This is a genomic window from Ketogulonicigenium vulgare WSH-001 (assembly GCF_000223375.1).
Classification (GTDB): Bacteria; Pseudomonadota; Alphaproteobacteria; order Rhodobacterales; family Rhodobacteraceae; genus Ketogulonicigenium; species Ketogulonicigenium vulgare.
Map to the genome: position 1 here is coordinate 946,218 of NC_017384.1, position 23,609 is coordinate 969,826.

Sequence of the window (23,609 nt, forward strand, 5' to 3'; positions counted from 1 at the left end):
GATTGCACAGAATAAGAACAAATCGGCTGAAACAGCCGCAATAACAAAGGAAAAATCCATGGCTTCTGATAAACAGAACCTGCAGGACGCGTTTTTGAACCATGTCCGCAAAGCCAAAATCCCCGTCACGATTTTCTTGGTCAATGGCGTGAAACTGCAAGGTGTGATTACGTGGTTCGATAGCTTTTGCGTGCTGCTGCGCCGCGATGGCCAATCGCAACTGGTCTACAAAAGCGCGATTTCGACCATTATGCCCGCGCAGCCCATCTCTTTGTATGAAGGCGAAGAATAGATTTTGCTGAACCACCAGCAGGTAGATACCCCCGCATGGATCGTACATCCCGAGATTAAATCGGATGTCAGTCGGCGCGAGGCGGACGCTGCCCTCGATGAGGCAAAGGCCCTGGCAGATGCTCTGCCGGGGCTTGATGTTCTGGGGGCTGAAATTGTGCGCTTGCCCAAAGTGCATGCCGGCATGCTGTTCGGCAGCGGCAAAGTGCAGGAATTGAAAGAACGGATCACAGCCCATGGCGTCAAGCTGGTGCTGATTGATGGCGCGCTCTCGCCCGTGCAACAGCGCAATCTGGAACGCGAATGGGGGGTCAAGATCCTCGACCGGATGAGCCTGATCCTCGAGATTTTCTCGGATCGGGCGCGCACGCGCGAAGGTGTGTTGCAGGTCGAGATTGCGGCTTTGTCCTATCAGCGCACGCGGCTGGTGCGGGCGTGGACGCACCTTGAACGCCAACGCGGCGGTTTCGGTTTCGTTGGCGGCCCCGGCGAGACGCAACGTGAAAACGACCGCCGCGCCATTGACGAGCAGCTTTTGCGGCTGGAACGGCAGTTGGAAAAGGTGCAGAAAACCCGTGCGCTGCATCGCGCCGCGCGGGCCAAAGTGCCCTATCCAATTGTGGCGCTGGTCGGCTATACCAACGCCGGAAAATCCAGTCTGTTCAACCGTGTAACCGGTGCGGATGTGCTGGCGAAAGACCAGCTTTTCGCAACGCTTGACCCCACCATGCGGCGCCTGACCTTGCCCGATGGGCAAGAGGTGATCATGTCGGATACGGTGGGGTTTATTTCCGATCTGCCGACGCAACTGGTGGCCGCCTTCCGCGCGACACTTGAAGAAGTGCTAGAGGCCGATCTGATCTTGCATGTGCGCGACATCAGCCATCCGCAGACCGCGCAGCAGGCCCGTGATGTGATGCAGATCCTGCACCAGATCGGCGTGCCCGAAGATGCGCCGATGCTGGAAGTGCTGAACAAGATCGACTTGCTGGATGAGGCGGGCCGCGAGGCGTTCCAGACCGAGGCTGCGCGCAAGGATGCAAAGATCGCCGTATCCGCGCTGACGGGTGAGGGTGTCGAGGCGCTGCTGGAGCAGATCTCGGCCGCGCTGGCGCCGCCGTTCTTGATCGAGGATTTGCGCCTGCCGCATACCGCCGGCAAATTGCGCGCCTGGCTTTATGCCGAGGGCGTGGTCGAGGGCGAGGTGCGGGACGATTTCGGCATGACGCTGTCGCTGAAATGGACCCAGGTGCAAAGCGCGCGGTTCAATAAGATGCGCGACGGCATGGGCAAGGCGGAATAAGGAAAGGGGCCTTTCGGCCCCTTTTCTTTTACATCACGCGGTTCGGCAGTTTGCGTGCCAGGAACAGTGACAGGCTGGCCACCAGAATGATGGCGATATTCACCGGTGTCACGCTGTCGCGCATCAGTTGTCCGATCAGCGTCGCGATGATCGTGCCGCCGATCGTGCCCGCCGCCGCCAGAACCGAGGCCGCAAGTCCGGCCAAATGTCCCATCGGCATCATGGCGACCGAGTTCAGATTGCCCATCGTCAGCGCGCCTTGGGCAAAGATCGACGAGGCCCACAGGACGAAGAAGCCGAACTCGACCTCTTGCGGCACGTTCAGATGCGAGATGACCAGATAGAGGATCGAGATCGCAATCTGCACCGCCAGCGTGGTCATGACGATATTGCGCACGGCCACTTTCATGACGATCCGCGCGTTCAGCACGCTGCCCATGATCCCGACGACCGCGCTGACGGCGAACCAAAGCGGGAAGGTGTCGGTCACACCGTAAACGCGGTGATAGATCGGCTCTCCCGCCGAGAGCATGGTGAACAATGTGCCGAACAGCAGTGCTTGGATTACCAGCGACAGGCGCACCATCGGGTTGCTAAAGATCTGGCGCATCCCGCTGATAATGCTGGGCATATTGATCGGGCGGCGGTCTTTGGGTGCCAGCGTTTCGGGCAGGCGTGTCGTCAGCCACAGATAGCAGACCAGCGCCAGCAGCAAGAAGGACAAAAAGATCGTCCGCCAGCCGCCCGCAAAGGCGATCAGCGCGCCGACCGCAGGTGCCAGCGCGGGCACGATGCCGAACACCGTGATGATGATCGACATGATCCGCGCCATTTCGCGGCCCTGATACAGGTCACGCACCACGGCGATCGAGACGATCCGCGGCGCGGCTGCGCCCATGCCCGAAATGAACCGCCCGATCAGCATCGGCACGATGGATTGCGATTGCCACGAGATCAGCGCCCCGATGACATAGATGACAAGGCCGCCGACGATGACGGCCTTGCGCCCAAAGCGGTCGGCCAGAATACCGACGAATAGCGTGCCAATCCCGATGCCCATGGTAAAGCTGGTAATAATAAGCAAGCTAAGATTCGGGCGGTCAGGACTGAGTTCCAGCCCGATCTGCGTGATCTGCGGCAGCATCGAATCCATCGAGAAAGCGACGACGGCACTCAGCATCGCCATCAGGGCGACGAATTCGACCAGCCCGAGCGGATTGGATGAGGAGGTGGAGGAGGAGGCTGTTTTTTCCATTGTTTTTAATGCACTGTCCCATCCGGCGGGGCGGAGGTCTCAGCGATGATATCCTTGATAACTGAAAGCCAGAGCGCGGGAGGTTGCGCGCCGGGAAGAACGTGGTGGCTGCCGACGATAAAGGTCGGAACGGCTTTGACACCCATTTTACGTGAATGCGCCTCGCGCTCGCGCAACTCTGCCGCATCGGCGGGGCCGGACAGCAGACGTTTGACCGCCTCGCCGTCCATATCCAGCGTTGCTGCAATAGCGGCCAGCGTGTCGATGTCGCCAATATCGGCGCCATCGCGAAAATAGGCGGTTTGCAGGGCTTCGACCATGTCGAGTTGGTGGCCCTCTTGTCCGGCCCAATGGATCAGACGCAGCGCATTCAGCGCATTGGGCAGATGCAGGACGCGGTCCATATTCACCTCGAGGCCGAGGGCGGTGGCCGCTTCCATCACCTCGCGGTCATATTGCGCGACGCCTTCGCGCCCGCCCAAGGCCTCGCCAAGGACGTCGTGGCGCGGCGCGCCTGCTGGGTCGAGTTTGGGAAAACGCCGCAGCGGATGCCATTCGATGACAAAGGGGTTCTCGCCACTTTCGGCCAGTGCGGCTTGCAAGGCGGCAAGGGCGATCATCGACCACGCATCGGTCGGGTCGCCCAGAATATCGAGCTTTATCATAACAGCGGTCCGTCAGGGGTGTGGGTTCTGGCTAGACCCCTGACGGCTGTATTGCAAGGTCACATTGCTGTGTTTGGGGCCTGTTAGGGTGCCTCATACCACCAAACGTCGGGCATCCAGCCCGGCCAGTCGCCGAACAGCGGGTGATGTGCCGGATAATGCAGCGTTGCATCATGCGCGATGCGGGCGACGTTCCATTGATAGAACGGAATGACATAGCGCCCTGCGGTCAGCGCGCGGTCCAGCGCCTGTGCGGCGGCCAGAAAATCACCGTTGCTATCGGCGGTCAGCAGCGTGCCGATCATCGCGTCAATCGCGGGGGATCGCGCGCCCATCAGGTTGCGCCCACCCACCGTGTCGGCGCCCTCGGACCCCCAATACAGATATTGTTCATTGCCGGGGCTGAGGGAGAGGCCGCGCCGGAAATAGGTCATGCCAAAGTCGTAACGGTCGGTGCGTTCGCGATATTGCGCGCTGTCGATGGCGCTGACGGTGGGATTGATGCCCAGACGGTTCAGCGCCTGCACATAGATCTCGACGATGGATTGCACTTCGCCCGCGCCGGTCTCAATGACGATTTCAAAGGTAAAGGCGGTGCCGCTGCCGTCGCGCATCACGCCGTCGCTGCCGACCGTCCAACCGGCCTGTTCGAACAGCGATAGCGCCTGCGCGATGCCAGCGCGATTACGCTCGGTGCCATCCGAAACGGGAAAGGCATAACCCTCCAGCGTGCCGGGGGTCAGATCGGCGGCAAAGGGTTCCAGCAGTTCGGCGACACGGCCCGTCGCGGGCCCCTCGGTCATGCCAAGGGGCGAATTGCCGAAATAGCTTTCAATGCGCGGCTGCGGCTGGCCGTTCACGGTCTCATTGATGAATTCAAAGTTAAAGGCCTGGATCAGCGCCTCGCGCATGCGCCAATCCGCCAGTTGCGGCAGGCGGGTGTTCATCACAAGGCCGGTCATGCCGGTGGGGCGCTGATGCAGCAGCTCTTCCAGCACAACCTCGCCCGATTGCACGCGGGGAAAGCTATATTGCGTGTTCCAGCGCAGCACATTGGTTTCGCGGGTGAAATTCACTTCGCCCGTTTTAAAGGCCTCGAACGCCGAGGTTTCATTGCCAAAGAATTCAAACCGTACCTCGTCGACATTCATCGTGCCTTCGCGAAACGGAATGTCGGCGCCCCAGTAATCGGGGTTGCGGCGCAGGCTGACATAGCGGCCCCCCTCAAACCGGTCGATGACATAGGGGCCAGAGGTGACGGGGATCTGCTGCAAGCCGTCGCTGGCGGCGAAATCGACGCCCTCCCATTGTGCTTTTTGCAAAATCGGGCGCAGGGCGGCCAGCAGCGCGAGTTCGCGATCGGGCGTGTTAAAGGTGATCCGCACACCGCGCTCGCCTACGGGTTCGATGCTTTCGACCTTGGTCCAAAAGGTGGCGTAACGCGGATGGCCGGCGGTGCCGAGGGTTTCAAACGACCAGATCACATCTTGGGTCGTGACAGGCGTGCCATCGGAAAAGGTCGCGGCAGCATTCAGCGTGAATTCGACCCAAGAGCGATCCTCGGGCGTCTCGACGCTTTCGGCCAGCAGGCCATACAGGGTGAACGGCTCGTCCAGCGTGCGGCCCATCAGGCTTTCGCCCGTCAGCGAGGCCAGTTGCCACGGCACCGAGCCGCGCAGAACATAGGGGTTCAGGCTGTCGAAACTGCCAACTTCGGCCGTGACCACACGGCCGCCCGTGGGCGCATCGGGGTTGGCATAGGGCAGGTGGGTAAAGTCGGCGGGCAGGGCAGGTGCGCCATACATGGCGATGCCGTGCTGCGCCTCAGCCACTGCAAAGCTGGGTAAAAGCGCGAAGGCCGCGAGCGTGCATGTCCTGCGTAAAGTGATCATTTCCCTTGCCCCGTATGGATGGTTTGTCGTTTTGGGCAGGATAGCCGCTCACCTGAGGCTTTTCAAACTTTTAGCTGGAATCGCAGGGGTAAAGTGGTTATGAAGAAGTCACTGCTCGATAGGTTTCTTGCCTGTATGAAACCTGCCTCAAAGACTTAGCGCCGGCCTTGTGCCGGCGTTTTTTTCTTTGTTTTGTTGGCTTTCGCGGGGAATTGATCCCAATCCCCCGCTAAGTGGCTGAAATCCGCCAGTTCTACGAATCAGTGATGCGCCGCGGCGATTCTTGCCGCCAGACGTGCATTATTCATCACCAGCGCGATATTGGCGACCAGTGACGCGCCATCCGTCAGTTCAAAAAGTCGTTGCAGCAAGAAGGGCGTGACCGCTTTTGCGGCGATAAACCCTTGATCTGCCTCGGCCAAGGCGGCGGCGATATGAGGGGCCAGAATATCAGCGGTGATCTCTGCCTCGAGCGGGATCGGGTTTGCGACCAATTGGCCGCCCGGCAGGCCCATGGCCGCGCGCATTTGGGCGGCGCGGGCGATATCGGCGGCGTCATCCATGCGCAGGGGCGCCTTGATGCCGCTGTCGCGCGACCAGAAGGCGGGCAGGTTGTCTTGGCCGAAGGCGATCACCGGCACGCCCAAAGTTTCCAGATATTCAAAGGTCTTTGGCAGATCGAGGATCGCCTTTGCCCCGGCACAAACCACAGTCACCGGCGTTTGCGCCAGTTCCGGCAGATCGGCCGAGATGTCATAGCTGGTCTCCGCGCCGCGATGGACACCGCCGATGCCGCCGGTGGCAAAGACCTTGATCCCCGCCAGATGCGCGGCGATCATCGTGGCGGCCACAGTTGTCGCGCCATTGCGCCCCATTGCGATGCAGACCGGCATATCGGCGCGGCTGACCTTCATCACGTCTTTCAACTGGCCCAGATGATCAAGCTGCGCATCGGTCAGGCCGATATGCAGCGTGCCGTCCAGGATCGCAATGGTCGCGGGGGTGGCGCCATGAGCGCGCACTTCGGCCTCGACCAGACGTGCGGTTTCGACGTTTTGCGGAAAAGGCATGCCATGGGTGATGATGGTGGATTCCAGCGCGACGATGGGTTGACCGGCGGCGCGGGCGGCTTCGACCTCGGGGGCGAAAACCATGGGTAGGGTCGTCATAGGGGTGTATCTCCCGAAACGTATGTAGCGGCGGCTTTCGCAGCACGGGCAAGGCTGGTGGCCCTGTCCATTCCGGCGCGTTCGGATACGATATGCGCCGCCATGAATGTATCACCTGCACCAGTCACGCGCGTCACCAGCACCGAAGGCGGACAATGGGTGATGATATCACCCGATAGCCCGTCCGCCGCTGCACGCCCACCGTCTGTCACCAGAACATGGGTTACGCCGCGTTGCATCAGCCCCATTGCGGCTGCGCTACTGTCGGAGAACTCGCATTGGCACAAAAGCCCGGCTTCCTCAAGATTAACGTAGAGGGTGACGCCGGGATGGCCGACCAGTGCCAAAAGCCGCTCGGCCTTGCCGGGACTTGCGGGCGCGACGCGCAGATCAGCGGCGCGAAACAGCGGCGAATGCGCGATTGTGTGCAGCAGATCGACCGTCAGATTGCCATCAAGCGCAATCGGCCCGGACCAAGGCCGATCAAGCGTGCCCAAACGGCCATCTTCCAGCGGGCGCAGGATCTTGGCGCCGGCCGCTTCCAGCGAGTGCGCATCGGCGATTGCGGCGATCAGGCCATTTGCACCCTCGACCGCCATATAGCGGTCGGTTGGCAGATCTTCCGAGCGATAGGCATAATCGGTGATGATGCCAAAGGTCTCAGCCTCGGACAGCAGGGCATCGCCCTCGGCGTCGCGACCGGTGGCGCAAAGGACGGCGGGGGCCATACCGAAACGGCCCAGCGTCATGGCAATATTCATAGCAACGCCGCCGGGCAGGCGGGTAATGCGCCCCGGCACGTCAGACCCCAGCCGCATGTGGCTGGCACTGCGGCCGATAATGTCCCATAGGACGGCGCCGATACAAAGGATATCAGGTGTTTTTTCCATAGCTTTAGATGCCGCGACGCGCGGATTTGCGCAAGTGGGCCTATGGACAAGGGCGTGCACTTCGGCTAATGGGGCGTCACTTCACAGGCGAAGGCGGGTCGAGCAGGGAGAAATCCTGCAAGGTCCACCGGTTGGGGGAAACCCTGAACCCTTCGTCTAGGCCATAAAACCGGAAAGGAAAGAACATGGCTCTTCCCGAGTTCACCATGCGCCAGCTGCTTGAGGCAGGCGTTCACTTTGGTCACCAAACCTCGCGCTGGAACCCCCGTATGGGCGAGTTCATCTACGGCTCGCGTAATGGTATCCACATTCTTGACCTGACGCAGACTGTCCCGCTGCTGGACAAAGCCCTGCAAGTCGTGCGCGACACCGTCGCCCGTGGCGGCCGTGTGCTGTTCGTCGGCACCAAGCGTCAGGCTCAATCGGCAATCGCCGATGCTGCTGAAAAGTCGGCACAATACTACATCAACCACCGTTGGCTGGGCGGCACGCTGACCAACTGGCAGACCATCAGCCAGCGCATTCAGGCCCTGAAGCAGATCGACGAATACTCGGATCGTGGCTTTGAAGGCATGACCAAGAAAGAGCGTCTGGGTCTTGAGCGCGAGCAGGCCAAACTGCAAGCCTCGCTGGGCGGCATCCGCGAAATGGGTGGCGTTCCTGACCTGCTGTTCGTCATCGACGTCAACAAAGAGCAACTGGCCATCAAAGAAGCCAACAAGCTGGGTATCCCGGTTGTGGCGATCGTTGACACCAACTGCTCGCCCGAAGGCGTTGACTATGTGATCCCGGGTAACGACGATGCCGCACGCGCCATCGCTCTTTACACCGACCTGATCGCACGCGCGGCTCTGGACGGTATGGATGCACAGCTGGGCGCCGCTGGCGTCGATCTGGGCGCCATGGAAGTGCTGGCAGAAGCAACCGTGGCTGAAGAAGCCGCTGCCGCCGCCGCTGTCGCTGCTGCTGGCGAGCAAGCCTAAGGCTTTCGCGAAACTGTCGGGTAGGGGGCTTACTCCTACCCGCACCCAACCCATTTGATGGAGATGACCATGTCGATCACCGCCGCAATGGTTAAAGAGCTGCGCGAAATGACGGGCGCAGGCATGATGGATGTCAAAAAAGCTCTGACCGAAACCGATGGCAATATGGAAGCTGCAACCGACTGGCTGCGCACCAAAGGCCTGGCTAAAGCCGCTAAAAAAGCTGATCGCGTCGCTGCTGAAGGTCTGATCGGCGTTGCCGTTTCGGGCGGTCGCGGTGTTGCTGTCGAGATCAACTCGGAAACGGACTTCGTTGGCAAAAACGTCGACTTCCAAAACCTGGTGCGTGATATCACCAAGGTTGCACTGGAAACCGGCGAGACCGTTGAAGTGCTGAAAGCCACCCAGCTGAACGGCCAGACCGTTGCTGACGTGCTGACCGACGCTATCGCACGTATCGGCGAAAACCTGAACCTGCGCCGCTTGCACGTTCTGGAAGGCACGACCATCGTGTCCTATGTTCACAACGCTGCTGCCGAGGGCCTTGGCCGTATCGGCGTGCTGGTTGCGCTGAACGGTCCCGAAGACAAAGCGCTGGAAATCGGCAAGCAATTCGCAATGCACATCGCTGCAACTGCACCGCTGGCGCTGTCGGAAGCTGACGTCGACGCTGCTGTGCTCGAGCGCGAATTGGCTGTTCAAACCCAGAAAGCACTGGAAGAGAACGCCGAATCCGCCAAGCCCAAGCCTGATGCTGTGATCCACAACAACATCATCCCGGGCCGCATGAAGAAGTTCCTGTCGGAAGTGACGCTGCTGAACCAAGCCTTCGTCATCAACCCCGACCTGACCGTTGCGCAAGCTGCGGCAGAGGCGGGCGTCGAGATCACCGGCTATGCCCGCGTCGCTGTCGGCGAAGGCATCGAGAAAGTCGAAGAAGATTTCGCTGCTGAAGTTGCAAAGACGCTGCAAGGCTGATTTGCGCTGAAAAGCGTTGAAAATAAGGCGCCGCGTGGGTTCATCCTGCGCGGCGTTTTTCGTTAATATTACATAATATTGATTATGCGAATAACATATAGGCTTAGAAGGGCAAGGAACCCCTCGCTCCTGCCTTGAAATCAACGAAATTACGAAAAAATTGCATCTAATCAATATTATGTAATATTAAAGCAATTGGCGCTGCAGCATAGGCCGCAGCGCCAGTTAAAATCAGTTACGTGCGTCGAATGCGTCGCCCGTTGCAACGCCCAGCTGCGCAATCGCCGCATCGGTAAAGCGGAAATCAACAAGATCCTGCGTGCCCAGCACGGGCGTGTTGGCGAAATCGGCGCCTTGATAGATGAACGCGATCGACCCGCTCAGATCCTCCTCGCCAAGACAGCCGTTCACGCACCAGCGACGAGCAAGGATCTGAACCGTCCGCTCCAGGCTTTCGCGCGACAGATCGCTGCGCGCAGCTGCCGCGGCATCGACCCATGCTTCGGGATTGGCGCGCATGTCACGCGACACTTCGATCAGAGCTGCTGTAAAACGCTCGACCGCGTCGGCTTTCTCTTCCAGCACTGGCTCGAGACCCGCGACGAATTTAGACAGCGCCGGCGCGCGTTGCGAGAAGTCATCCGGATTGACCAGAACATGGATGCCTTCGGTGCCAGCGATCGACGAATATGTGCCAAAGGACACCGTTGTCGCATCAACCCGGCCAGCCGCCAGCGCATGGACGCGCACATCCGGCGCACCGATGGCGACGTAGTTGAGCGATGCCGGATCCACATCATAGCCGCGCGTTACGGCTTGGGTCAGCGTATGATCAAGGCTGCCGTTGTCCGCGATGGCAAAGCTGCGGCCCGACAGATCCGCGACGGTTTCAATATCGGATTTCGCCGCAATCAGGAATGCGCTGCCGATGGATACGGCCACAACGCCGCGCACCGGGATGTCGTTTTCGGCGCGCAGACGGATGGCGGCATCAATGCTGATATCGGCCAGATCCACATCACCCGAACGCAGGGCCGCAACAGCCTGCGGCGTGCCGTCAAGCGTAATGAAGTTCACATCAACGCCGTGACGCTCAAAGTACCCCATGCTTTCGGCCAGACGAAACGCCGAGGCATTGGTCACGTTGAAGTTAGCATCGATCACGGCCAGCGCCACGTTCAGCTGCGGATTGGCGTCCTGCGCGGCCAACGGGCCAGCGGCAACCAGAGCGGCCAAAGCCACGCCAAGAGAAAGCTTCTTCATTCTTCACTCCTCGTGTGAATATCACACGGTTAGATGTTGTTATTGTTTAAACATTTTGAAGGGTGAAAAGTCGTCGTGCAGCACCTGCGAGACTTTGTCATGCCCCATCCATCCCTTGATCAAGGTTGAATATATCCGCCTGAAATCAGTGGTATATTTCAGATTGCCATCATCCAGATCACTCAAGCTGGGCATTGCGCCATAGTGCCCGCCCAAAACGGGCTTGCCGATGATGAAGGCGGGCCCAGCGGTGCCGTGATCGGTGCCGAGGCTGGTGTTTTCCGCGACGCGGCGACCGAATTCGCTAAAGACCATGACCACGACATCATCGCCCCGCCCTAGCCGCTCCATATCCGCGACGAAGGCCGCGATGTGATCGGATGTATAGGACCACAGCCGCGCATGAAGATCGCCCTGGTAAACATGCGTATCAAAAGCATTATTGCGATACGGCACATAGTAAACGCGGGTCGGGAAGTCGGCGGCGACCAGCGCGGCCACGCGTTCAAGGCCAAAGCGGACAAGGCCGTAATCCACCGGCGTCGCATAGGCATTCCACGCATCGCGCACCAGCTGTTCGGACTGGCTGGCGCTGGCGGCGATATCCATCATGAAATCAAGCGATGCGTTCCCTGCCCCGTTGCTGCGCCGGTCAATCGCCTCCATCACATCGGCCTGTTCGTGATAGGCGCGGCGGGTGAACTTTTCGGGCGCGTCGAACACCAGCGGCACATGGTTCATCGCCCGCACCGCAAGGGATTGATGATCATCAATATTCACCAGCAGATTGGCATTATGCCCCAGCGGGTCCAGCGCATCCGCCATCCGACCCAGCCAGCCATAGGCCTCGCCACTATTGGGCGCGCCGGTCTGCCAAAAGGCCATGGACGAGAAATGCGAAAAGCTGGGCTGATCATAGCCGACGCCGTGGATCAGGCCCATATTGCCGTCTTTGAACAGCCGCTCGAACCCGGTCATCGTCTTTTGAAAGCCGAATGTGTCGTCGATGGGGATCAGGTTGTTCTTGCGGATACCCAAATGGGGGCGCGCGTTATAATAAGCGTCGTTTTGATAGGGAATGACCGTGTTCAACCCGTCATTGCCGCCAGAAAGTTCAACAATCACAAGGATCTTGTCGCCCTGATCGCGCCCCGCGACCTTTGAGAAGACCGGCGAGGTCGTGATGCCGCCTGCCCCCTCCATCACAAGGCTGCTATAGCCGTCGCGGATCAGGCCATCGCGTTCGGCACTGGTGAGTTTGGGTGTCTTTGCCATCTGTCGTCTCCCGCTGCGCCTGGCTCAGGCGAGTTGGTATTGGGGCGAGCTCATGATCCCGTGTGCGATCAGCCGCAGCGGGTGTTCCATGTAACTCTGTGCATCGGCGAGGTTTTCTGTGCCTAGCTGTTCATTCAGCGATGTGATCAGGCTGGTGCGCACGCTGTCGGGCAGCGCAACCTGAAGAAAGCGGACCATCAGCACATCGACGGCGTCGCCGGTCGTTGTTGCGCCCGCGTCGCGCACCATATCGGACAGGCTGAAATCGGCGGCGCTGCGGGGTATGGGCTTCACGCGGCGCATCGCCTCTTGCCAGCCCATCAGACTGGCGTAGCGGGTGTTGAATGTCTCGCGCAGACCGGCGGAGGAACTGGGCGCGGCGCCATCTTCCAGCGTTGCGGCGGTAATTTCCATACCGGCATTGATGTTACGGTTCACGCGGCGGACCTCTGCGCCCGGGTTCAGCTGCGGATCGCGGAAGCTGATCATATCGGGGAACAGCACGTCTTGCGCGAAATTGCCGCGCTCGAACAACAGGCCCGGCGTGATCCACGACCGCCCCTCGCCCCAGCCCGCAACCGTCGGCGGGTAAAGCAGCACCTGCCCCAGCACCTTGCCGACCGATCCCGCATCGGGCACGCCGGGCAGCGCGCGGACACCCAGCTTGCGATAGGTCGAGATGATCAGCTCGGTCGGAGATTTGATATGCGTGCCCACCGAGGGCGCGGCATAGAAATCCTGCGACAGGAAAATCGCGCGCAGAAATGGCGTGATCTGGTAATCGCCATCGCGCAGCAGCGCGCCCAAGCGTTCGGCAAAAGCGGGCGAGACTTCCTCGCGCACGAAAAAGCGATAGATTTTCAGGGCGATATAGATCGCCGTCTGCTTTTGATCCAGGATGATGCGCAGGATGTCATCGCCGTCAAACGGCCCCACCTGCCCCAGAAAATGCTTGTCGCCCGCGTCGTGTTTCTCGGGGTCGATCACGAAGGTCAGATCGTCATTGCCCCAGCCGGTAAAGGCGCGGGCCGCCTCGCGGATGTCGTCCTCAGTGTAATTGCCGACGCCCATGGTGAAGAGTTCCATGACCTCGCGGCCGAAATTCTCGTTCGGGGCGCCTTTGACGTTCTGCGCGGCGTCCAGAAACACCAGCATCGCCGGGTCTTTGGCGATGGCGCTCAGCAGATCGCGGAACGACCCAAGCCCGCCCGCGTGCAGCGTTTTTAGCTGCAGCTGGATCTTGCGGTAATCGCGCAGCTTTTCTTCGCTGGTGGCGAAATGGCCGTGCCAGAACAGCGCCATTTTTTCCTGCAGCGGATGGTTTGATCGCACCATGCGGTCCATCCACCAGTTCGCCAGCCGGTGCGTTTCCAGCACGGTGGCGCGCAGCCAGTAAAAGAACCGATCCGTCACAGGTTGCAGCGGACGACTGCCGCCGGGTTTGACGGCCACCCCCATCGCCCAGCCGGTGCGTTCGGCCAATGCGGTCGCGGCGGGACGGCTGACGGGAAAATCTTTCAGCGTTTCATCCCAAATGGGTGATGCGTCAAAGGGTTGCAGATCGGATGTGCCCGCGCCCAGCAGCAGATGCTCGACCGCAGCTTGGGGCGTCATCGCAGCAAGATCGGCGATATCGCTCGGCGTTCCGCCAAATCCTGCGCGTTCCAGCAGATGGCTGGCGCGCGCCGCCGTCCAGTCCGAGGGGGTGATCTGGGTCAAATCCTCGGCCCCGGCAGGGTTATGCGAAAGCAGCGTATCCATTGGTCTTCCCTTGTGCATCAACCTGATAGGCTGACGCGCGAAGACCTAATCCGCCTGCGACCTACTGTCGCCCTATTCACCCCATAGGATTATCCTATGGGGTGTCATCAAACGCCCGCGCCAGTTCCTCTAGCACCGCGCCATCGCCTGCCATGCCGTGAATCCGGTCCCATAGCTGGGCGCGCAGGCTGGTAAAGGCCGCGCTTGCTCGAATATCGCCGTCCCAGCGCGCCTCTGGCAGATCGACATCGACAATGGTATCGATGCGGCCCGGGCGTGGTTTCAGCATCACGATGCGCTGCGACAGCAGGATCGCCTCGTCGATATCATGAGTGACAAAGACAACGGCCATGCGTCTGCGCGCCCACATACGGGCAAGCTCGGCGCGCAAAGTCTCGCGCGTCATGGCGTCGAGTGCGGCAAAAGGCTCGTCCATCAGCAGCACCTCTGGCTCGACCGCCAAAGCGCGGGCAAGGCCGACGCGCTGCTGCATCCCGCCCGAAAGTTCATGCGGGAAAGCGTCCGCGAAATCGCGCAGGCCCACCGCACCCAGCAAAGCCTGCGCGCGGGGCAAGCGGTCTTTGCGGGCCATGCCGCGCAGGCCAAGGACGAAGGTGATATTTTCCGCCACAGATTTCCACGGCAGCAGGCGCGCGGATTGGAACACCATGGCCATATCCGCCTCGGGCGACGGCGCTTTGCCCTTGTACAGCACCTGCCCCGCATCGGGCGTGATCAGCCCGTTGATCAGGCGCAGCAGGGTGGTTTTGCCGCAACCGCTGGGCCCGACCAGACTGACAAATTCGCCAGCGCGAATATCCAGCGAGATATTTTCCAGCGCGACAACCTTGCCGTCTTTAAAGGTTTTATCGACATTTTTCAGGGAAATCAGCATGTTCAGCGCCCCTCGGCCTGCGAAATCCGCCAGCGGCCAAAGTGACGCTCGACCCGCCGTATGCCCGATGTGATCAGAATCCCCAGCGCCATCAGCACGACGACCACCGCGAAATAGCGATCCATTTGAAAGCGGTTTCCGGCAGCGGTCAGCAGACCTCCAAGGCCGGATTGCGCCATCGTCAGCTCTGCAATCACGGTGCCGATGGTGGAAATCGCAACGCCAATGCGCAGCCCTGTCAGGATCGAGGGCAGCGCATCCGGCACCATCACCGACCAGAACAGCGCCCGGCGCCGCGCGCCAAAGGCCTGCGCCATTTCGGTCAGGTCTTTGTTCGCATTGGCAATCCCCGAGGTCGTATTCAGCAGGATCGGAAAAAACGCCGCCAGCCAGACAAGGGCGATCTTCGCCTCGGTATACAGGCTGAACCAGGCGATCAGCAGCGGGATAAACGCGGCCGAGGGCGTGACGTTGATCGCGTTCACGAACGGCTCCATCACGCGGCCGATGGTCGGAAAGCCGCCAAGGATAATGCCGCCCAGAACCCCGGTCACGGCCGAGATCACAAAGCCCGCAACCAGCACCGTCAGCGTCTGCCCCAGTGCGCGCGGAATGGTGCCATCCAGTGTCATCGCCACGAATTGGCGCGCGACGGCATCGGGGCGCGGCATGACCAGATTGCCCTGCGCGCCGTTCAGCGCATACATGCCCGCCAGCAGCAAAACGGCGATTGCAATCTGTGCGGAAATGATAAGCGCCCGGCGCCTTGCGCGGGCCTGTGCCGCACGGGCCGCAATGGCTGCCCGCGCGGGAGTGGTAGGGGTTGCGACATCGGTCATTGCACGTCCTTGCCCGCGGCTGTTTGCGGGTTGATGGCGCAAATTGTCGCGGCTCGCAAGCTTAGCGCAGTGTATAGCCCCCATCGCAATAGAGGGTGCTGCCGGTCATATGCGTGTTGTCCAGCAGGAAAATCGCGGCATGGGCCTGTTCCTGAACCGTCGCGGGACGGCCCTGAACCGTCATGCCGGCCCAGGCCGTATAGGCCGAATTTCTGATATCTTCCGCACGGTTACGCCACAGATCGCTATCGGTAGTGCCGGGTGAGAGGCAGTTGACGCGCAGCGGCGCCAGCTCGATCGCAAGACCGCGGGCCAGCCCCTCGAGCGCGGCGTTGCAGGCAGCATAGGCGGGCGCGCCAATGGGCCGGGCCGAGGCGGCGCCCGACATCAGAACCACCGCGGCACCCTCGCGCAGCGCGGGCAGCGCCGCCAGAGTCGCCCAATATTGTCCCCAGAATTTCGCGGCAAACAGCCCCTCGCTGCTAGCCGGATCGCCGTCTCGAAAGGCGCCGGTTTGATAGCTGGCGGCTGGGGTGAAAAGGCCGACGAGCTGCGGCGCGGCGGCAAAGAAATCGGCCAAGGCTGCGCGATCGCCGGTATCGACCACCTGCCCCATTGCCCGCGGTCCAAGCCGATCCAGCGCGCCTTGCAATCGCGCCGGATCGCGCCCGCCGATATAGACGCGGTCGCCCCGCGCGATCAGTTGCTGGGCCGTGGCAAAGCCGATGCCCGATGAGCCGCCAATGATGGCATAGGTTTTTATCTGTTCCATTGCTCCGGTTTAAATGTGAATGTCAGGCGGTCATAACGACATGTTTTCACCTTTTTCATGCCTGTGGTTCACGAATGCATACGCCTGGCGATGATATCGGTATCTTTCTGGCGGTCTGCGATGCGGGGCGTTTTGCAGGCGCCGCGACGCGGCTGCACCTGTCACCCTCGGCCGTTGCCAAGGCGATCGCGCGATTAGAGGCGCGGCTGGGGGTGACGCTGTTTGCGCGCAGCACGCGCCGTCTGGCCCTGACAGACGAGGGCGCGATCTATGCCGAGACTTGCCGCCAAGCCCGGGCAGAGATTGACCGGACCGAAGGTATGTTGCGCGCCCTTCACAGCACGCCTGCGGGCCTTTTGCGCATCAGTCTGCCGCCTCTGTTTGGGGCCGAAGTCATTGCGCCCGCTTTGTTTTCCTTGACCGATGACTGGCCGCTGTTGCAGTTGCAGATCGACACCTCGACCCAGCGCAATGATCTGATTGGGGCGGGAATTGATTTTGCGGTGCGGATCGGAGCGCCGCCGCCGCTGGCAGGTATCACGGCCCGGCGGATTGGGACGCAGCGCGTCATGCTCTGCGCCAGCGCGGATTATGTCGCGGCGCGCGGGGTGCCGCGCAGGCTGGCCGATCTGGGGGCGCACCGGCTGATTGCGATGCCGCAGGGCATGCCGTGGCAGTTCAGCGCACAAGATCACGTCGAAACCCTGCTGCCTGCGGGACCATTGCATCTTGACGGCAGCTTGTTGACCCGCGCGGCGATCATGGCGGGGCATGGTATTGGGATGGTGCCCGCATGGCTGATGCGCGATGCCTTGGCCGCGCGCCAAGTGGTCGCAGTATTGCCCGAGGCGCTGACCGGCGATCTGCCTATCTATGCGCTGTGGCCCACACAAAGCGCAATATTGCCGCGTCTGCGTGTGGTGATTGACGCGGTGAGCGCTGTTGCCAAAGCGCGCAGCTTTGCGGCAACATAGCTTAATATTTGCGCAGTTGCGCTTGACTTAGGCGGCGATAGCGCAAGGATGCGCGCAGCAAGTCGGCCTGTCGCCTGCCCGCCAAATCCCCAACATCCCTTCCATCTTCTGCTTTTGCGGGCAGTTCGATTCATAAGGCTATGATAATGCATATTATTTCAATGCGCGGCATGCTGCGCGGTGCTGTCGCGCTTTGTGCGCTGACGGTGCCTGCGCTCGCCCAAGACACCACGACCTCACTCGGTACAATCGTGATTAGCGATCTGCGCACCGAACAAACCGCCCTGCAATCGCTGACCGGTGTCAGCGCCGTCACCTCTGAAGACCTCGAGCGCCAGCAGGCGGCTTCGGTCGCGGATGTGCTGCGCCGCGTGCCCGGTGTTGGCGCGACGGCCAGCGGGGATGACGCCTCGGTTGCGGTGAATCTGCGCGGGATGCAGCAGATGGGGCGCGTGGTCGTCACGGTGGATGGCGCGCGGCAGGATTTCTGGCGCGTCGGGCATGGCTCGGGCTCGTTCTATCTGGACCCTGACCTGTTGAAACAGGTGACTGTGGTGCGCGGCCCGGCGTCGAATACCTATGGCTCGGGCGGGATCGGCGGCGTTGTGGCGTTCGAGACGCGTGATGCCAGCGACATGCTGGCGGCGGATGAGACCTGGGCCTATAGCCAGCGCCTGCGCTATGGCAGCAATGGCGAGGGATTCTCGACCACCGCCACGGGCGCCATGCGCTTTGGGCAGAATTTCGACGTGATTTCATCGCTATCCTACCGCAATAGCGATGAATATCGCGATGGTAACGGCGATCTGGTGCGCTGGACGGGCGAGGAAATCCAATCCGGTTTCGGCAAGGCGACATGGCGGCCCGCCGAGGGGCACGAGCTGAAATTCAGCTTTATGCGCCAGATTACCGATGATGTGATCTCGGGCTCTAGCGGTTCGATGTCCTCGACCCTCAGCCGATACGAGACCGAGACCTATAGCGACACTTATACCCTGTCCTATGGCTACGATCCGTTGGATAGCGATCTGATCGACTTTACGATCCGCGCCTATCACGCCAGCAATGACAACGATCAATCGCAGGTCTGGCCCACCGCCTCGATCGGCAACAGCCGCTACTACGATGTGGCAACGACCGGCCTCAGCTTTCAAAACACTGCGCGCATCAATGCGGGCGGCTGGGATCAGACCGTGGTGCTGGGCGGCGATTTCGCGCGGATCGAGGCCTCGTCCGATGCCGATCACTTTGGCGGCGGCGAGCAGGAGATCGGCGGCGTCTTTGGGCAGTGGCAAGGCCGTCATGGTGCGTGGGAGCTGATTGGCGCGCTGCGTTACGACCACTACAGTCTGGAAGGCATGACAAAAGCCACGCCCACCGCCGCCTCCGAACCCGCAAGCCTGTCGGGCAACCGCTGGTCGCCGCGCGTCTCGGTCGGCTATGATATTATGCAAGGGATGCAGGTCTTTGCGACCTATTCCGAAGGCTACCGCTCGCCCCATTTGCAGGAAACTTTCCGCCGCAATGGCGCGCATGGTGCGGGATACGAGCCGAACCTGACCCTGCGGCCCGAGATTGCGAAAAGCTGGGAAATCGGCGCGAATATGGAATTCGCCAGCCTGTTCAGCACGGGCGATCTGCTGACGGCCAAGGTCACCGCCTTCCACACCGATGTGCAGGATTATATCGAGACCGCCCGCGCCGCCAGCGGCGCGACCACGCATGTGAACGTCGGCAATGCCACCCTTGAAGGGTTCGAGATCGAGGGTTCGTATGATTTTGGCGCAGGCTATTTCAACCTCGCCGGTGCCTTTGTCGATGCGACGCTGGATGATACTGGCGCCACGCTGTCGAACACGCCGCTGGATAGCGTGACCGCGCGCCTCGGCCTGCGTGCGATGGATGATCGTTTGGAATATGGTGTGGAATACCAATACCTTGGCGATGTGACGCGCGTGCTGTCGACCGGCAGCTTTGACTATCCGGCCGTTGATCTGGTGAACCTGTTTGCCAGCTATCAGGCCCCGAATGACTGGCGCGTCGATTTCGGCGTCGATAACCTGTTCGACAAGGCCTACACCGACCCGCAATCGGGCTGGGCGACGACCACGGATATCGAACAGGGTCGCGGTCGCACCGTTCGTATCGCCTTTACCAAACGCCTTGGCGGTTGATGAAAACGGCGAGCCCCAGCGGGCTCGCCGCCTTTTAGGATGATGTCATGAGCGATCTTCATTGTCATGCGCAGGTGCTGCGCGATGATCCGGCGGCGATTATACCGCAAATCCGCGACCGGCTACGCAGCTATCAGGCGGTGGTGGAGCACGACCGCGCGGGTAGCTTCCGCCTGTCCTATCCCTTTGGCTGGCTGCAACTGGGCTGGACCGACAGCGATATGCTGCTGGAAGGCGGCGCACCAGATCCGGCGGGCCTTGCGCGGCTGAAAGACCTGATGGCGACGGCCCTGCGCGTCTATGCCCGCCCGAACCCGCCCACCGTCGTCTGGCAGGGTAGCCTTGCGGGCGATGCGCGGCTGGAAAGCTTTCGTCTGATGCGGGTGGACAGCACCCAGCGCATCACGCCTCATATGCAGCGCGTGCGCCTGTCGGGCGAGGATCTGGACCGTTTCGCCGCCTTTGGCGCGATGCATGTCCGTCTGCAACTGCCGACAGCGGCGGTGCCCGATCCGGTCTGGCCGGTGGCTGGCCCCGATGGCCTACCCCTGTGGTTGGACGAGGCGCGCAAGCCTGCCCCGCGTGTCTATACGATCCGCCAGTTGGACGCTGATGCCGGTTGGGTCGATATCGACCTGCTGCTGCATGACACCGATGGCCCCGGCGCGGATTGGGCGCGTTCTGTGCAACCCGGTGATGAGGTCGGCATGATCGGCCCGGTCGGCCGTCCGCTGAAAGCCGCTGCGGAACACTATCTGCTGGGCGCAGACGAGACCGGCCTGCCTGCGATTGCGCGGCTGCTCGAAACGCTGCCATCCCATGTCACCGGCGACGCCTTTATCGAGGTGGCGAGCGAAGCCGAGGTGCAGCCGATTGCCAACCGCACCGGCATCACCTTGCATTGGATCTATCGCGAGGGCGCGCCTGCGGGCGATCTGCTCGCAGCAAAGGTGATGGCGACGCCTTTCCCCGCCGGTAATGCCTTTGGCTGGTTCGCGGCCGAGGCGGAATATGCCACACGCATCCGCGAATACTGGCGCGGCAGCTTGGGCCTTGGGCGCGATGCGACGCTGGTTGCGGCCTATTGGCGGCGCGGCGCATCGGGACATATGGCAGGTTAACCCATGATTTCACGTCGAAATTTCACCATCGGCGCTTGCCTGCTGCCCTTTGCGGCGCGCGCCGAGGTGCTGGACGCGGGCGGTCAGCCCGTGATCCCGCGCGGCGCTGGGACGATCATCAGCCTTGGCCCCGATATCAGCGAGATCATCTTTGCCCTGGGCGCAGGTGATCGCGTGGTGGCGCGGGATGAAAGCTCGCGCTATCCCGCCGCGCTTGCCGCATTGCCGTCGCTGGGCCAGCGGCGCGCGCTCTCGCCCGAGGGGGTCATGTCCGTCAGCGCCGATCTGATCATCGCCGCCGAGGATATCGGCCCGATTGACGTGGTCGCACTGTTGCAGGGCCAGTTCATCCCCTTTGTCACCGTGCCGCGCGATTTCTCGCTGGCGGGGATTTTGCGCAAGGTCGAGATTATCGCCGCCGCGCTGGACCGCGTGGCCGAAGGCGAGGCGCTATCCGCCGCGATCGCAGCAGATTACACGGCGGCCGAGGCGCTGAGCGCCGATATCCCACTGGAGGCGCGGCCACGCACCGCCTTTTTCCACGGCCTCTTGCGCTATAGCGCCGCCGGCCGCAACACCGCCGCGGGCGAGATTATGCGGGCGGCAGGGGCGCTGAACATCTTTGCCGATCACGATGGCTATCTGCAGGCCTCGCCCGAGCTGATTTTGGAACGCGATCCCGCCTATGTGATCTTGATGCCCGATGACCATGGCGGGCCCCGCGCGCAGGATGTCTTTGCCCTGCCTGCGTTTCAGGCCACCACCGCCGCGCGCAATGGTGCGCTGATCGTGCTAGAGGACAATCTGATGATCGGTTTTGGCCCGCGCACCGCAGGCCAGATCCGCCGCGTGGCGGACGTGTTGCACGGGGCCTAGCGCCCTCGTGCCGCCCGCGCCGCCAGGCCCATGCCCAAGGTCACTAGTGCAAGGCCGGTCAGAAACACCGGCGATAGCTGGTTGCCCAGCAAGATGACCGAGGCCGTAATCCCCACCAGCGGCACGCCCAGCGTGAAATTCGCCATGGCAAAGGGCGTGATCCGGCGGCCCTGTTCGGCAGAAATCACAAAGCAGGCAGATGTTGCAATCGGGCCGATAAACACCAGCAATTGAATGAGTTCCGGGGTAAAGTTAATCCCAACCGGTGCGCCTTCGGTCAGGAATGCGATGCTGGCCAGCGGCACGGTTGCCAGCAGCATTTGCCAAGGTGCCAATTGCAGCGGGCTGGACTGCCAGCGGTGGCGGCGCACATGCAAGATGACGACCGACCATGACACCGCGCCACCAATCAGCAGCAGCGCACCGCGCAGCACGCCCGGCTGGCTCCAGTCCATTTCCAGTGGCGAGACGATCAGGCCGACGCCGACAAGGCCGACGGCCAGCGCGCCAAATTGCGCATGTGTAGGCGCCTGGCGGAACAGCAGGAATGCCATCACCACCGACCACAGTGGCGTCGTATAGGCCAGCAGGACGGAATGGCTGGTCTCGGTCGTGGTCATCGCGATCATGCCCATGCCGGTAAAGGCCATCATCTGCAAAAACCCGATGCTGATCACGATAGGCCAGTCTGCCTTGGGCGGCAGGCGCAGCTCGCCGCGCAGGGCGACAAAGATGAACAGACAGATGCCGGCCGAGCCAAAGCGAAGCGCCGCCAACCACACGGGCGGCACGCTGAGCAGCGCCACTTGCGTCGCAGGCCAGCTGAGGCCCCACAGCATCACCATGGCCAGCAGCCACAGCACGGTTTTCGCGCGCTGATCCAACAGCGGCGCGCGTGCCGATGCCAAGGATGGGGTGTGATGCGTATCGCTCATGTAAAACTGCCCTTATTCTTACTGGACAGTTTGACCGATCGTCGGCGGAATTTCCGGCCTATTACCGCTGTTGTTTCCTAGATTATCGGATAAGTTTACCCAGATTATTTTTTCATGAGGTGAGTTTTGCCTAACATTCGCGACATGCTGGATGAGGCCAGTCTAAGAATCCTCGATCTGTTGCAAACCGATAGCGAACTCAGCAATGCCGAACTGGCTGAGAAAGTCGGCCTCTCCGCCTCGCCCTGCTGGCGGCGCGTCGCCGATATGCGCGAGCGCGGCGTCATTCGCGGGGCGGTGACGCTGGTCGATCCGCTGGCGCTGGGGTTGGCGGTGAACGTCTTTGTGCATGTGACGTTGAAACAGCAGGACAAGGACTCGCTGAAGGTGTTCACCGATGCCATCGCCCGCCGCCCCGAGGTGATGGAGTGCTATCTGATGACCGGCGAGGCGGATTTCCTGCTGCGCGTCGTGGTCGAGGATCTGCTGCGCTATCAGGAGTTGATGCTGGAATGCCTGACACTGATCCCGGTGGTGCTGAACATCCGGTCCAGCTTTGCGCTGGATCAGGTCAAATATACCACGGCCTTGCCGACAGGGCATTTGCGTCGCGCCGGATAATGAATTATCTATAAAATATGAGCACAGCTAAATCAGAACCCCTCGCCCTTCGGATCTCGCAGGCTTTGGCCGAACGGATCATCTCGGGCCAGATTGCGGCGGGCACGCCCCTGCGCCAGGATCATATCGCCGCCGAATTCGGCGCAAGCCACGTCCCGGTGCGCGAGGCCTTTCGCCGCCTAGAGGCGCAGGGCCTCGTGCAAAGCCTGCCGCGCCGCGGTGTGCGGGTCGCCGGATTCTCGCCCGCCGAGGTGCGGGAGGTTGCCGAAATGCGCGCCTCGCTCGAGGCTTTGGCGCTGCGCCATGCCGCGCCGCATTTGACGCAAAGCATTCTAAATGCTGCGGAAGATGCGACACGCGCCGGGGATCACGCCCCCGATGTGCAAGCCTGGGAAGAACAGAACCGGCTGTTCCATACGCTGATCCTTGCGCCGTGCAAAATGCCGCGTCTGCTGCGCGCGATTGACGATTTACAGGCGACCAGCGCGCGGTTTCTATTCTCGGGCTGGCGCGCGGAATGGGAGACCCCCACCGACCGCGACCACCGCGCCATCCTTGCCGCGCTGCGTGCCAAAGATGTGGATGCGGCGGTCACAAAGCTGGCCCGTCATATTCTATGGAGCGGTAAGCGTCCGGCTAAATAATCTATAATTATAGATAATTTATCATTATCGCTT

At 61.4% G+C, this 23,609-nt stretch carries 22 protein-coding genes; 10 read left to right on the top strand and 12 right to left on the bottom strand.

Translation table 11 applies throughout. From position 1 onward, the window contains the following. The first annotated feature begins 58 nt into the window (after window positions 1-58). Both hfq and hflX read left to right on the top strand, forming a co-directional pair. The gene (hfq, locus tag KVU_RS04725) at window positions 59-292 is read left to right on the top strand and encodes an RNA chaperone Hfq (protein ID WP_013384193.1); all 234 of its coding nucleotides are present in this window, start codon (window positions 59-61) and stop codon (window positions 290-292) included. 3 nt (window positions 293-295) lie between these two features. After that, complete coding sequence (hflX, locus tag KVU_RS04730; RefSeq protein ID WP_013384194.1) at window positions 296-1,594, top strand: GTPase HflX; 1,299 nt, start codon at window positions 296-298, stop codon at window positions 1,592-1,594. 28 nt (window positions 1,595-1,622) lie between these two features. On the opposite strand, the gene KVU_RS04735 is transcribed toward hflX, so the two are convergent. From KVU_RS04735 to KVU_RS04755, 5 genes are all read right to left on the bottom strand, one after another. Beyond that, a complete protein-coding gene (locus KVU_RS04735; RefSeq protein WP_013384195.1) occupies window positions 1,623-2,849 on the bottom strand; it encodes a multidrug effflux MFS transporter in 1,227 nt (408 codons plus the stop codon). 5 nt (window positions 2,850-2,854) lie between these two features. Further along, window positions 2,855-3,514 (bottom strand): DsbA family oxidoreductase, encoded by a 660-nt coding sequence (locus tag KVU_RS04740; RefSeq protein WP_013384196.1) that lies wholly within the window; start codon window positions 3,512-3,514, stop codon window positions 2,855-2,857. A gap of 83 nt (window positions 3,515-3,597) precedes the next feature. Continuing rightward, window positions 3,598-5,406 (bottom strand): extracellular solute-binding protein, encoded by a 1,809-nt coding sequence (locus KVU_RS04745; RefSeq protein ID WP_014537699.1) that lies wholly within the window; start codon window positions 5,404-5,406, stop codon window positions 3,598-3,600. A 260-nt stretch (window positions 5,407-5,666) separates the two neighbouring features. Next, window positions 5,667-6,560: a pseudouridine-5'-phosphate glycosidase gene (locus tag KVU_RS04750; RefSeq protein WP_013384198.1), complete on the bottom strand. Its 894-nt coding sequence runs from the start codon at window positions 6,558-6,560 to the stop codon at window positions 5,667-5,669. Window positions 6,561-6,571: 11 nt separating this feature from the next. Next, a complete protein-coding gene (locus KVU_RS04755; protein ID WP_013384199.1) occupies window positions 6,572-7,465 on the bottom strand; it encodes a PfkB family carbohydrate kinase in 894 nt (297 codons plus the stop codon). Window positions 7,466-7,650: 185 nt separating this feature from the next. Here KVU_RS04755 and rpsB point away from each other — a divergent pair, with 185 nt between their 5' ends. Beyond that, the gene (gene rpsB / locus KVU_RS04760; RefSeq protein WP_013384200.1) at window positions 7,651-8,448 is read left to right on the top strand and encodes a 30S ribosomal protein S2; all 798 of its coding nucleotides are present in this window, start codon (window positions 7,651-7,653) and stop codon (window positions 8,446-8,448) included. 69 nt (window positions 8,449-8,517) lie between these two features. After that, entirely contained in the window at window positions 8,518-9,426 is a 909-nt protein-coding gene (tsf, locus tag KVU_RS04765) for a translation elongation factor Ts (RefSeq protein ID WP_013384201.1), read from the top strand. A gap of 231 nt (window positions 9,427-9,657) precedes the next feature. Here tsf and KVU_RS04770 read toward each other — a convergent pair whose 3' ends face one another. From KVU_RS04770 to KVU_RS04795, 6 genes are all read right to left on the bottom strand, one after another. Next, window positions 9,658-10,689, bottom strand: coding sequence for an ABC transporter substrate-binding protein (locus tag KVU_RS04770; RefSeq protein ID WP_013384202.1), 1,032 nt, complete (start codon window positions 10,687-10,689; stop codon window positions 9,658-9,660). Window positions 10,690-10,728: 39 nt separating this feature from the next. Beyond that, entirely contained in the window at window positions 10,729-11,964 is a 1,236-nt protein-coding gene (locus tag KVU_RS04775; RefSeq protein WP_013384203.1) for a DUF1501 domain-containing protein, read from the bottom strand. Between the two features lie 24 nt (window positions 11,965-11,988). After that, window positions 11,989-13,725, bottom strand: a complete 1,737-nt coding sequence (locus KVU_RS04780; protein WP_014537701.1) for a DUF1800 domain-containing protein — start codon at window positions 13,723-13,725, stop codon at window positions 11,989-11,991. A 94-nt stretch (window positions 13,726-13,819) separates the two neighbouring features. Further along, window positions 13,820-14,620, bottom strand: a complete 801-nt coding sequence (locus KVU_RS04785) for an ABC transporter ATP-binding protein (protein ID WP_014537702.1) — start codon at window positions 14,618-14,620, stop codon at window positions 13,820-13,822. Between the two features lie 2 nt (window positions 14,621-14,622). Next, window positions 14,623-15,459: an ABC transporter permease gene (locus KVU_RS04790; protein WP_013384206.1), complete on the bottom strand. Its 837-nt coding sequence runs from the start codon at window positions 15,457-15,459 to the stop codon at window positions 14,623-14,625. Between the two features lie 61 nt (window positions 15,460-15,520). Further along, a complete protein-coding gene (locus KVU_RS04795; RefSeq protein WP_014537703.1) occupies window positions 15,521-16,231 on the bottom strand; it encodes an SDR family oxidoreductase in 711 nt (236 codons plus the stop codon). A gap of 74 nt (window positions 16,232-16,305) precedes the next feature. Here KVU_RS04795 and KVU_RS04800 point away from each other — a divergent pair, with 74 nt between their 5' ends. The 4 genes from KVU_RS04800 to KVU_RS04815 all read left to right on the top strand — a co-directional run bounded on the left by KVU_RS04800 (window position 16,306) and on the right by KVU_RS04815 (window position 21,376). After that, window positions 16,306-17,205 carry a LysR family transcriptional regulator gene (locus KVU_RS04800; protein WP_013384208.1) on the top strand — a complete coding sequence of 300 codons (900 nt, stop codon included), beginning with the start codon at window positions 16,306-16,308 and terminating at the stop codon, window positions 17,203-17,205. A gap of 146 nt (window positions 17,206-17,351) precedes the next feature. Further along, window positions 17,352-19,379: a TonB-dependent hemoglobin/transferrin/lactoferrin family receptor gene (locus tag KVU_RS04805; protein ID WP_013384209.1), complete on the top strand. Its 2,028-nt coding sequence runs from the start codon at window positions 17,352-17,354 to the stop codon at window positions 19,377-19,379. A gap of 47 nt (window positions 19,380-19,426) precedes the next feature. Beyond that, window positions 19,427-20,500: a siderophore-interacting protein gene (locus KVU_RS04810; RefSeq protein ID WP_014537704.1), complete on the top strand. Its 1,074-nt coding sequence runs from the start codon at window positions 19,427-19,429 to the stop codon at window positions 20,498-20,500. 3 nt (window positions 20,501-20,503) lie between these two features. Further along, window positions 20,504-21,376 (top strand): heme/hemin ABC transporter substrate-binding protein, encoded by an 873-nt coding sequence (locus tag KVU_RS04815; protein WP_013384212.1) that lies wholly within the window; start codon window positions 20,504-20,506, stop codon window positions 21,374-21,376. Here KVU_RS04815 and KVU_RS04820 read toward each other — a convergent pair. Further along, entirely contained in the window at window positions 21,373-22,311 is a 939-nt protein-coding gene (locus KVU_RS04820) for a DMT family transporter (RefSeq protein ID WP_013384213.1), read from the bottom strand. The genes KVU_RS04815 and KVU_RS04820 overlap by 4 nt on opposite strands. A 126-nt stretch (window positions 22,312-22,437) precedes the next feature. Here KVU_RS04820 and KVU_RS04825 point away from each other — a divergent pair, with 126 nt between their 5' ends. Further along, the gene (locus tag KVU_RS04825; RefSeq protein ID WP_013384214.1) at window positions 22,438-22,932 is read left to right on the top strand and encodes an Lrp/AsnC family transcriptional regulator; all 495 of its coding nucleotides are present in this window, start codon (window positions 22,438-22,440) and stop codon (window positions 22,930-22,932) included. 17 nt (window positions 22,933-22,949) lie between these two features. Further along, window positions 22,950-23,576, top strand: coding sequence for a GntR family transcriptional regulator (locus tag KVU_RS04830; RefSeq protein ID WP_013384215.1), 627 nt, complete (start codon window positions 22,950-22,952; stop codon window positions 23,574-23,576). The last annotated feature ends 33 nt before the right edge of the window (window positions 23,577-23,609 follow it).

What these genes read in the sequence shown, in the direction of transcription:
- hfq (WP_013384193.1), top strand. Translation starts at nt 59, where the DNA reads ATGGCTTCTGATAAACAGAACCTGCAGGACGCGTTTTTGAACCATGTC.
- KVU_RS04735 (WP_013384195.1), bottom strand. Translation starts at nt 2,849, where the DNA reads ATGGAAAAAACAGCCTCCTCCTCCACCTCCTCATCCAATCCGCTCGGG.
- KVU_RS04740 (WP_013384196.1), bottom strand. Translation starts at nt 3,514, where the DNA reads ATGATAAAGCTCGATATTCTGGGCGACCCGACCGATGCGTGGTCGATG.
- KVU_RS04745 (WP_014537699.1), bottom strand. Translation starts at nt 5,406, where the DNA reads ATGATCACTTTACGCAGGACATGCACGCTCGCGGCCTTCGCGCTTTTA.
- KVU_RS04750 (WP_013384198.1), bottom strand. Translation starts at nt 6,560, where the DNA reads ATGGTTTTCGCCCCCGAGGTCGAAGCCGCCCGCGCCGCCGGTCAACCC.
- KVU_RS04755 (WP_013384199.1), bottom strand. Translation starts at nt 7,465, where the DNA reads ATGGAAAAAACACCTGATATCCTTTGTATCGGCGCCGTCCTATGGGAC.
- rpsB (WP_013384200.1), top strand. Translation starts at nt 7,651, where the DNA reads ATGGCTCTTCCCGAGTTCACCATGCGCCAGCTGCTTGAGGCAGGCGTT.
- tsf (WP_013384201.1), top strand. Translation starts at nt 8,518, where the DNA reads ATGTCGATCACCGCCGCAATGGTTAAAGAGCTGCGCGAAATGACGGGC.
- KVU_RS04770 (WP_013384202.1), bottom strand. Translation starts at nt 10,689, where the DNA reads ATGAAGAAGCTTTCTCTTGGCGTGGCTTTGGCCGCTCTGGTTGCCGCT.
- KVU_RS04775 (WP_013384203.1), bottom strand. Translation starts at nt 11,964, where the DNA reads ATGGCAAAGACACCCAAACTCACCAGTGCCGAACGCGATGGCCTGATC.
- KVU_RS04780 (WP_014537701.1), bottom strand. Translation starts at nt 13,725, where the DNA reads ATGGATACGCTGCTTTCGCATAACCCTGCCGGGGCCGAGGATTTGACC.
- KVU_RS04785 (WP_014537702.1), bottom strand. Translation starts at nt 14,620, where the DNA reads ATGCTGATTTCCCTGAAAAATGTCGATAAAACCTTTAAAGACGGCAAG.
- KVU_RS04790 (WP_013384206.1), bottom strand. Translation starts at nt 15,459, where the DNA reads ATGACCGATGTCGCAACCCCTACCACTCCCGCGCGGGCAGCCATTGCG.
- KVU_RS04795 (WP_014537703.1), bottom strand. Translation starts at nt 16,231, where the DNA reads ATGGAACAGATAAAAACCTATGCCATCATTGGCGGCTCATCGGGCATC.
- KVU_RS04800 (WP_013384208.1), top strand. Translation starts at nt 16,306, where the DNA reads ATGCATACGCCTGGCGATGATATCGGTATCTTTCTGGCGGTCTGCGAT.
- KVU_RS04805 (WP_013384209.1), top strand. Translation starts at nt 17,352, where the DNA reads ATGCATATTATTTCAATGCGCGGCATGCTGCGCGGTGCTGTCGCGCTT.
- KVU_RS04810 (WP_014537704.1), top strand. Translation starts at nt 19,427, where the DNA reads ATGAGCGATCTTCATTGTCATGCGCAGGTGCTGCGCGATGATCCGGCG.
- KVU_RS04815 (WP_013384212.1), top strand. Translation starts at nt 20,504, where the DNA reads ATGATTTCACGTCGAAATTTCACCATCGGCGCTTGCCTGCTGCCCTTT.
- KVU_RS04820 (WP_013384213.1), bottom strand. Translation starts at nt 22,311, where the DNA reads ATGAGCGATACGCATCACACCCCATCCTTGGCATCGGCACGCGCGCCG.
- KVU_RS04830 (WP_013384215.1), top strand. Translation starts at nt 22,950, where the DNA reads ATGAGCACAGCTAAATCAGAACCCCTCGCCCTTCGGATCTCGCAGGCT.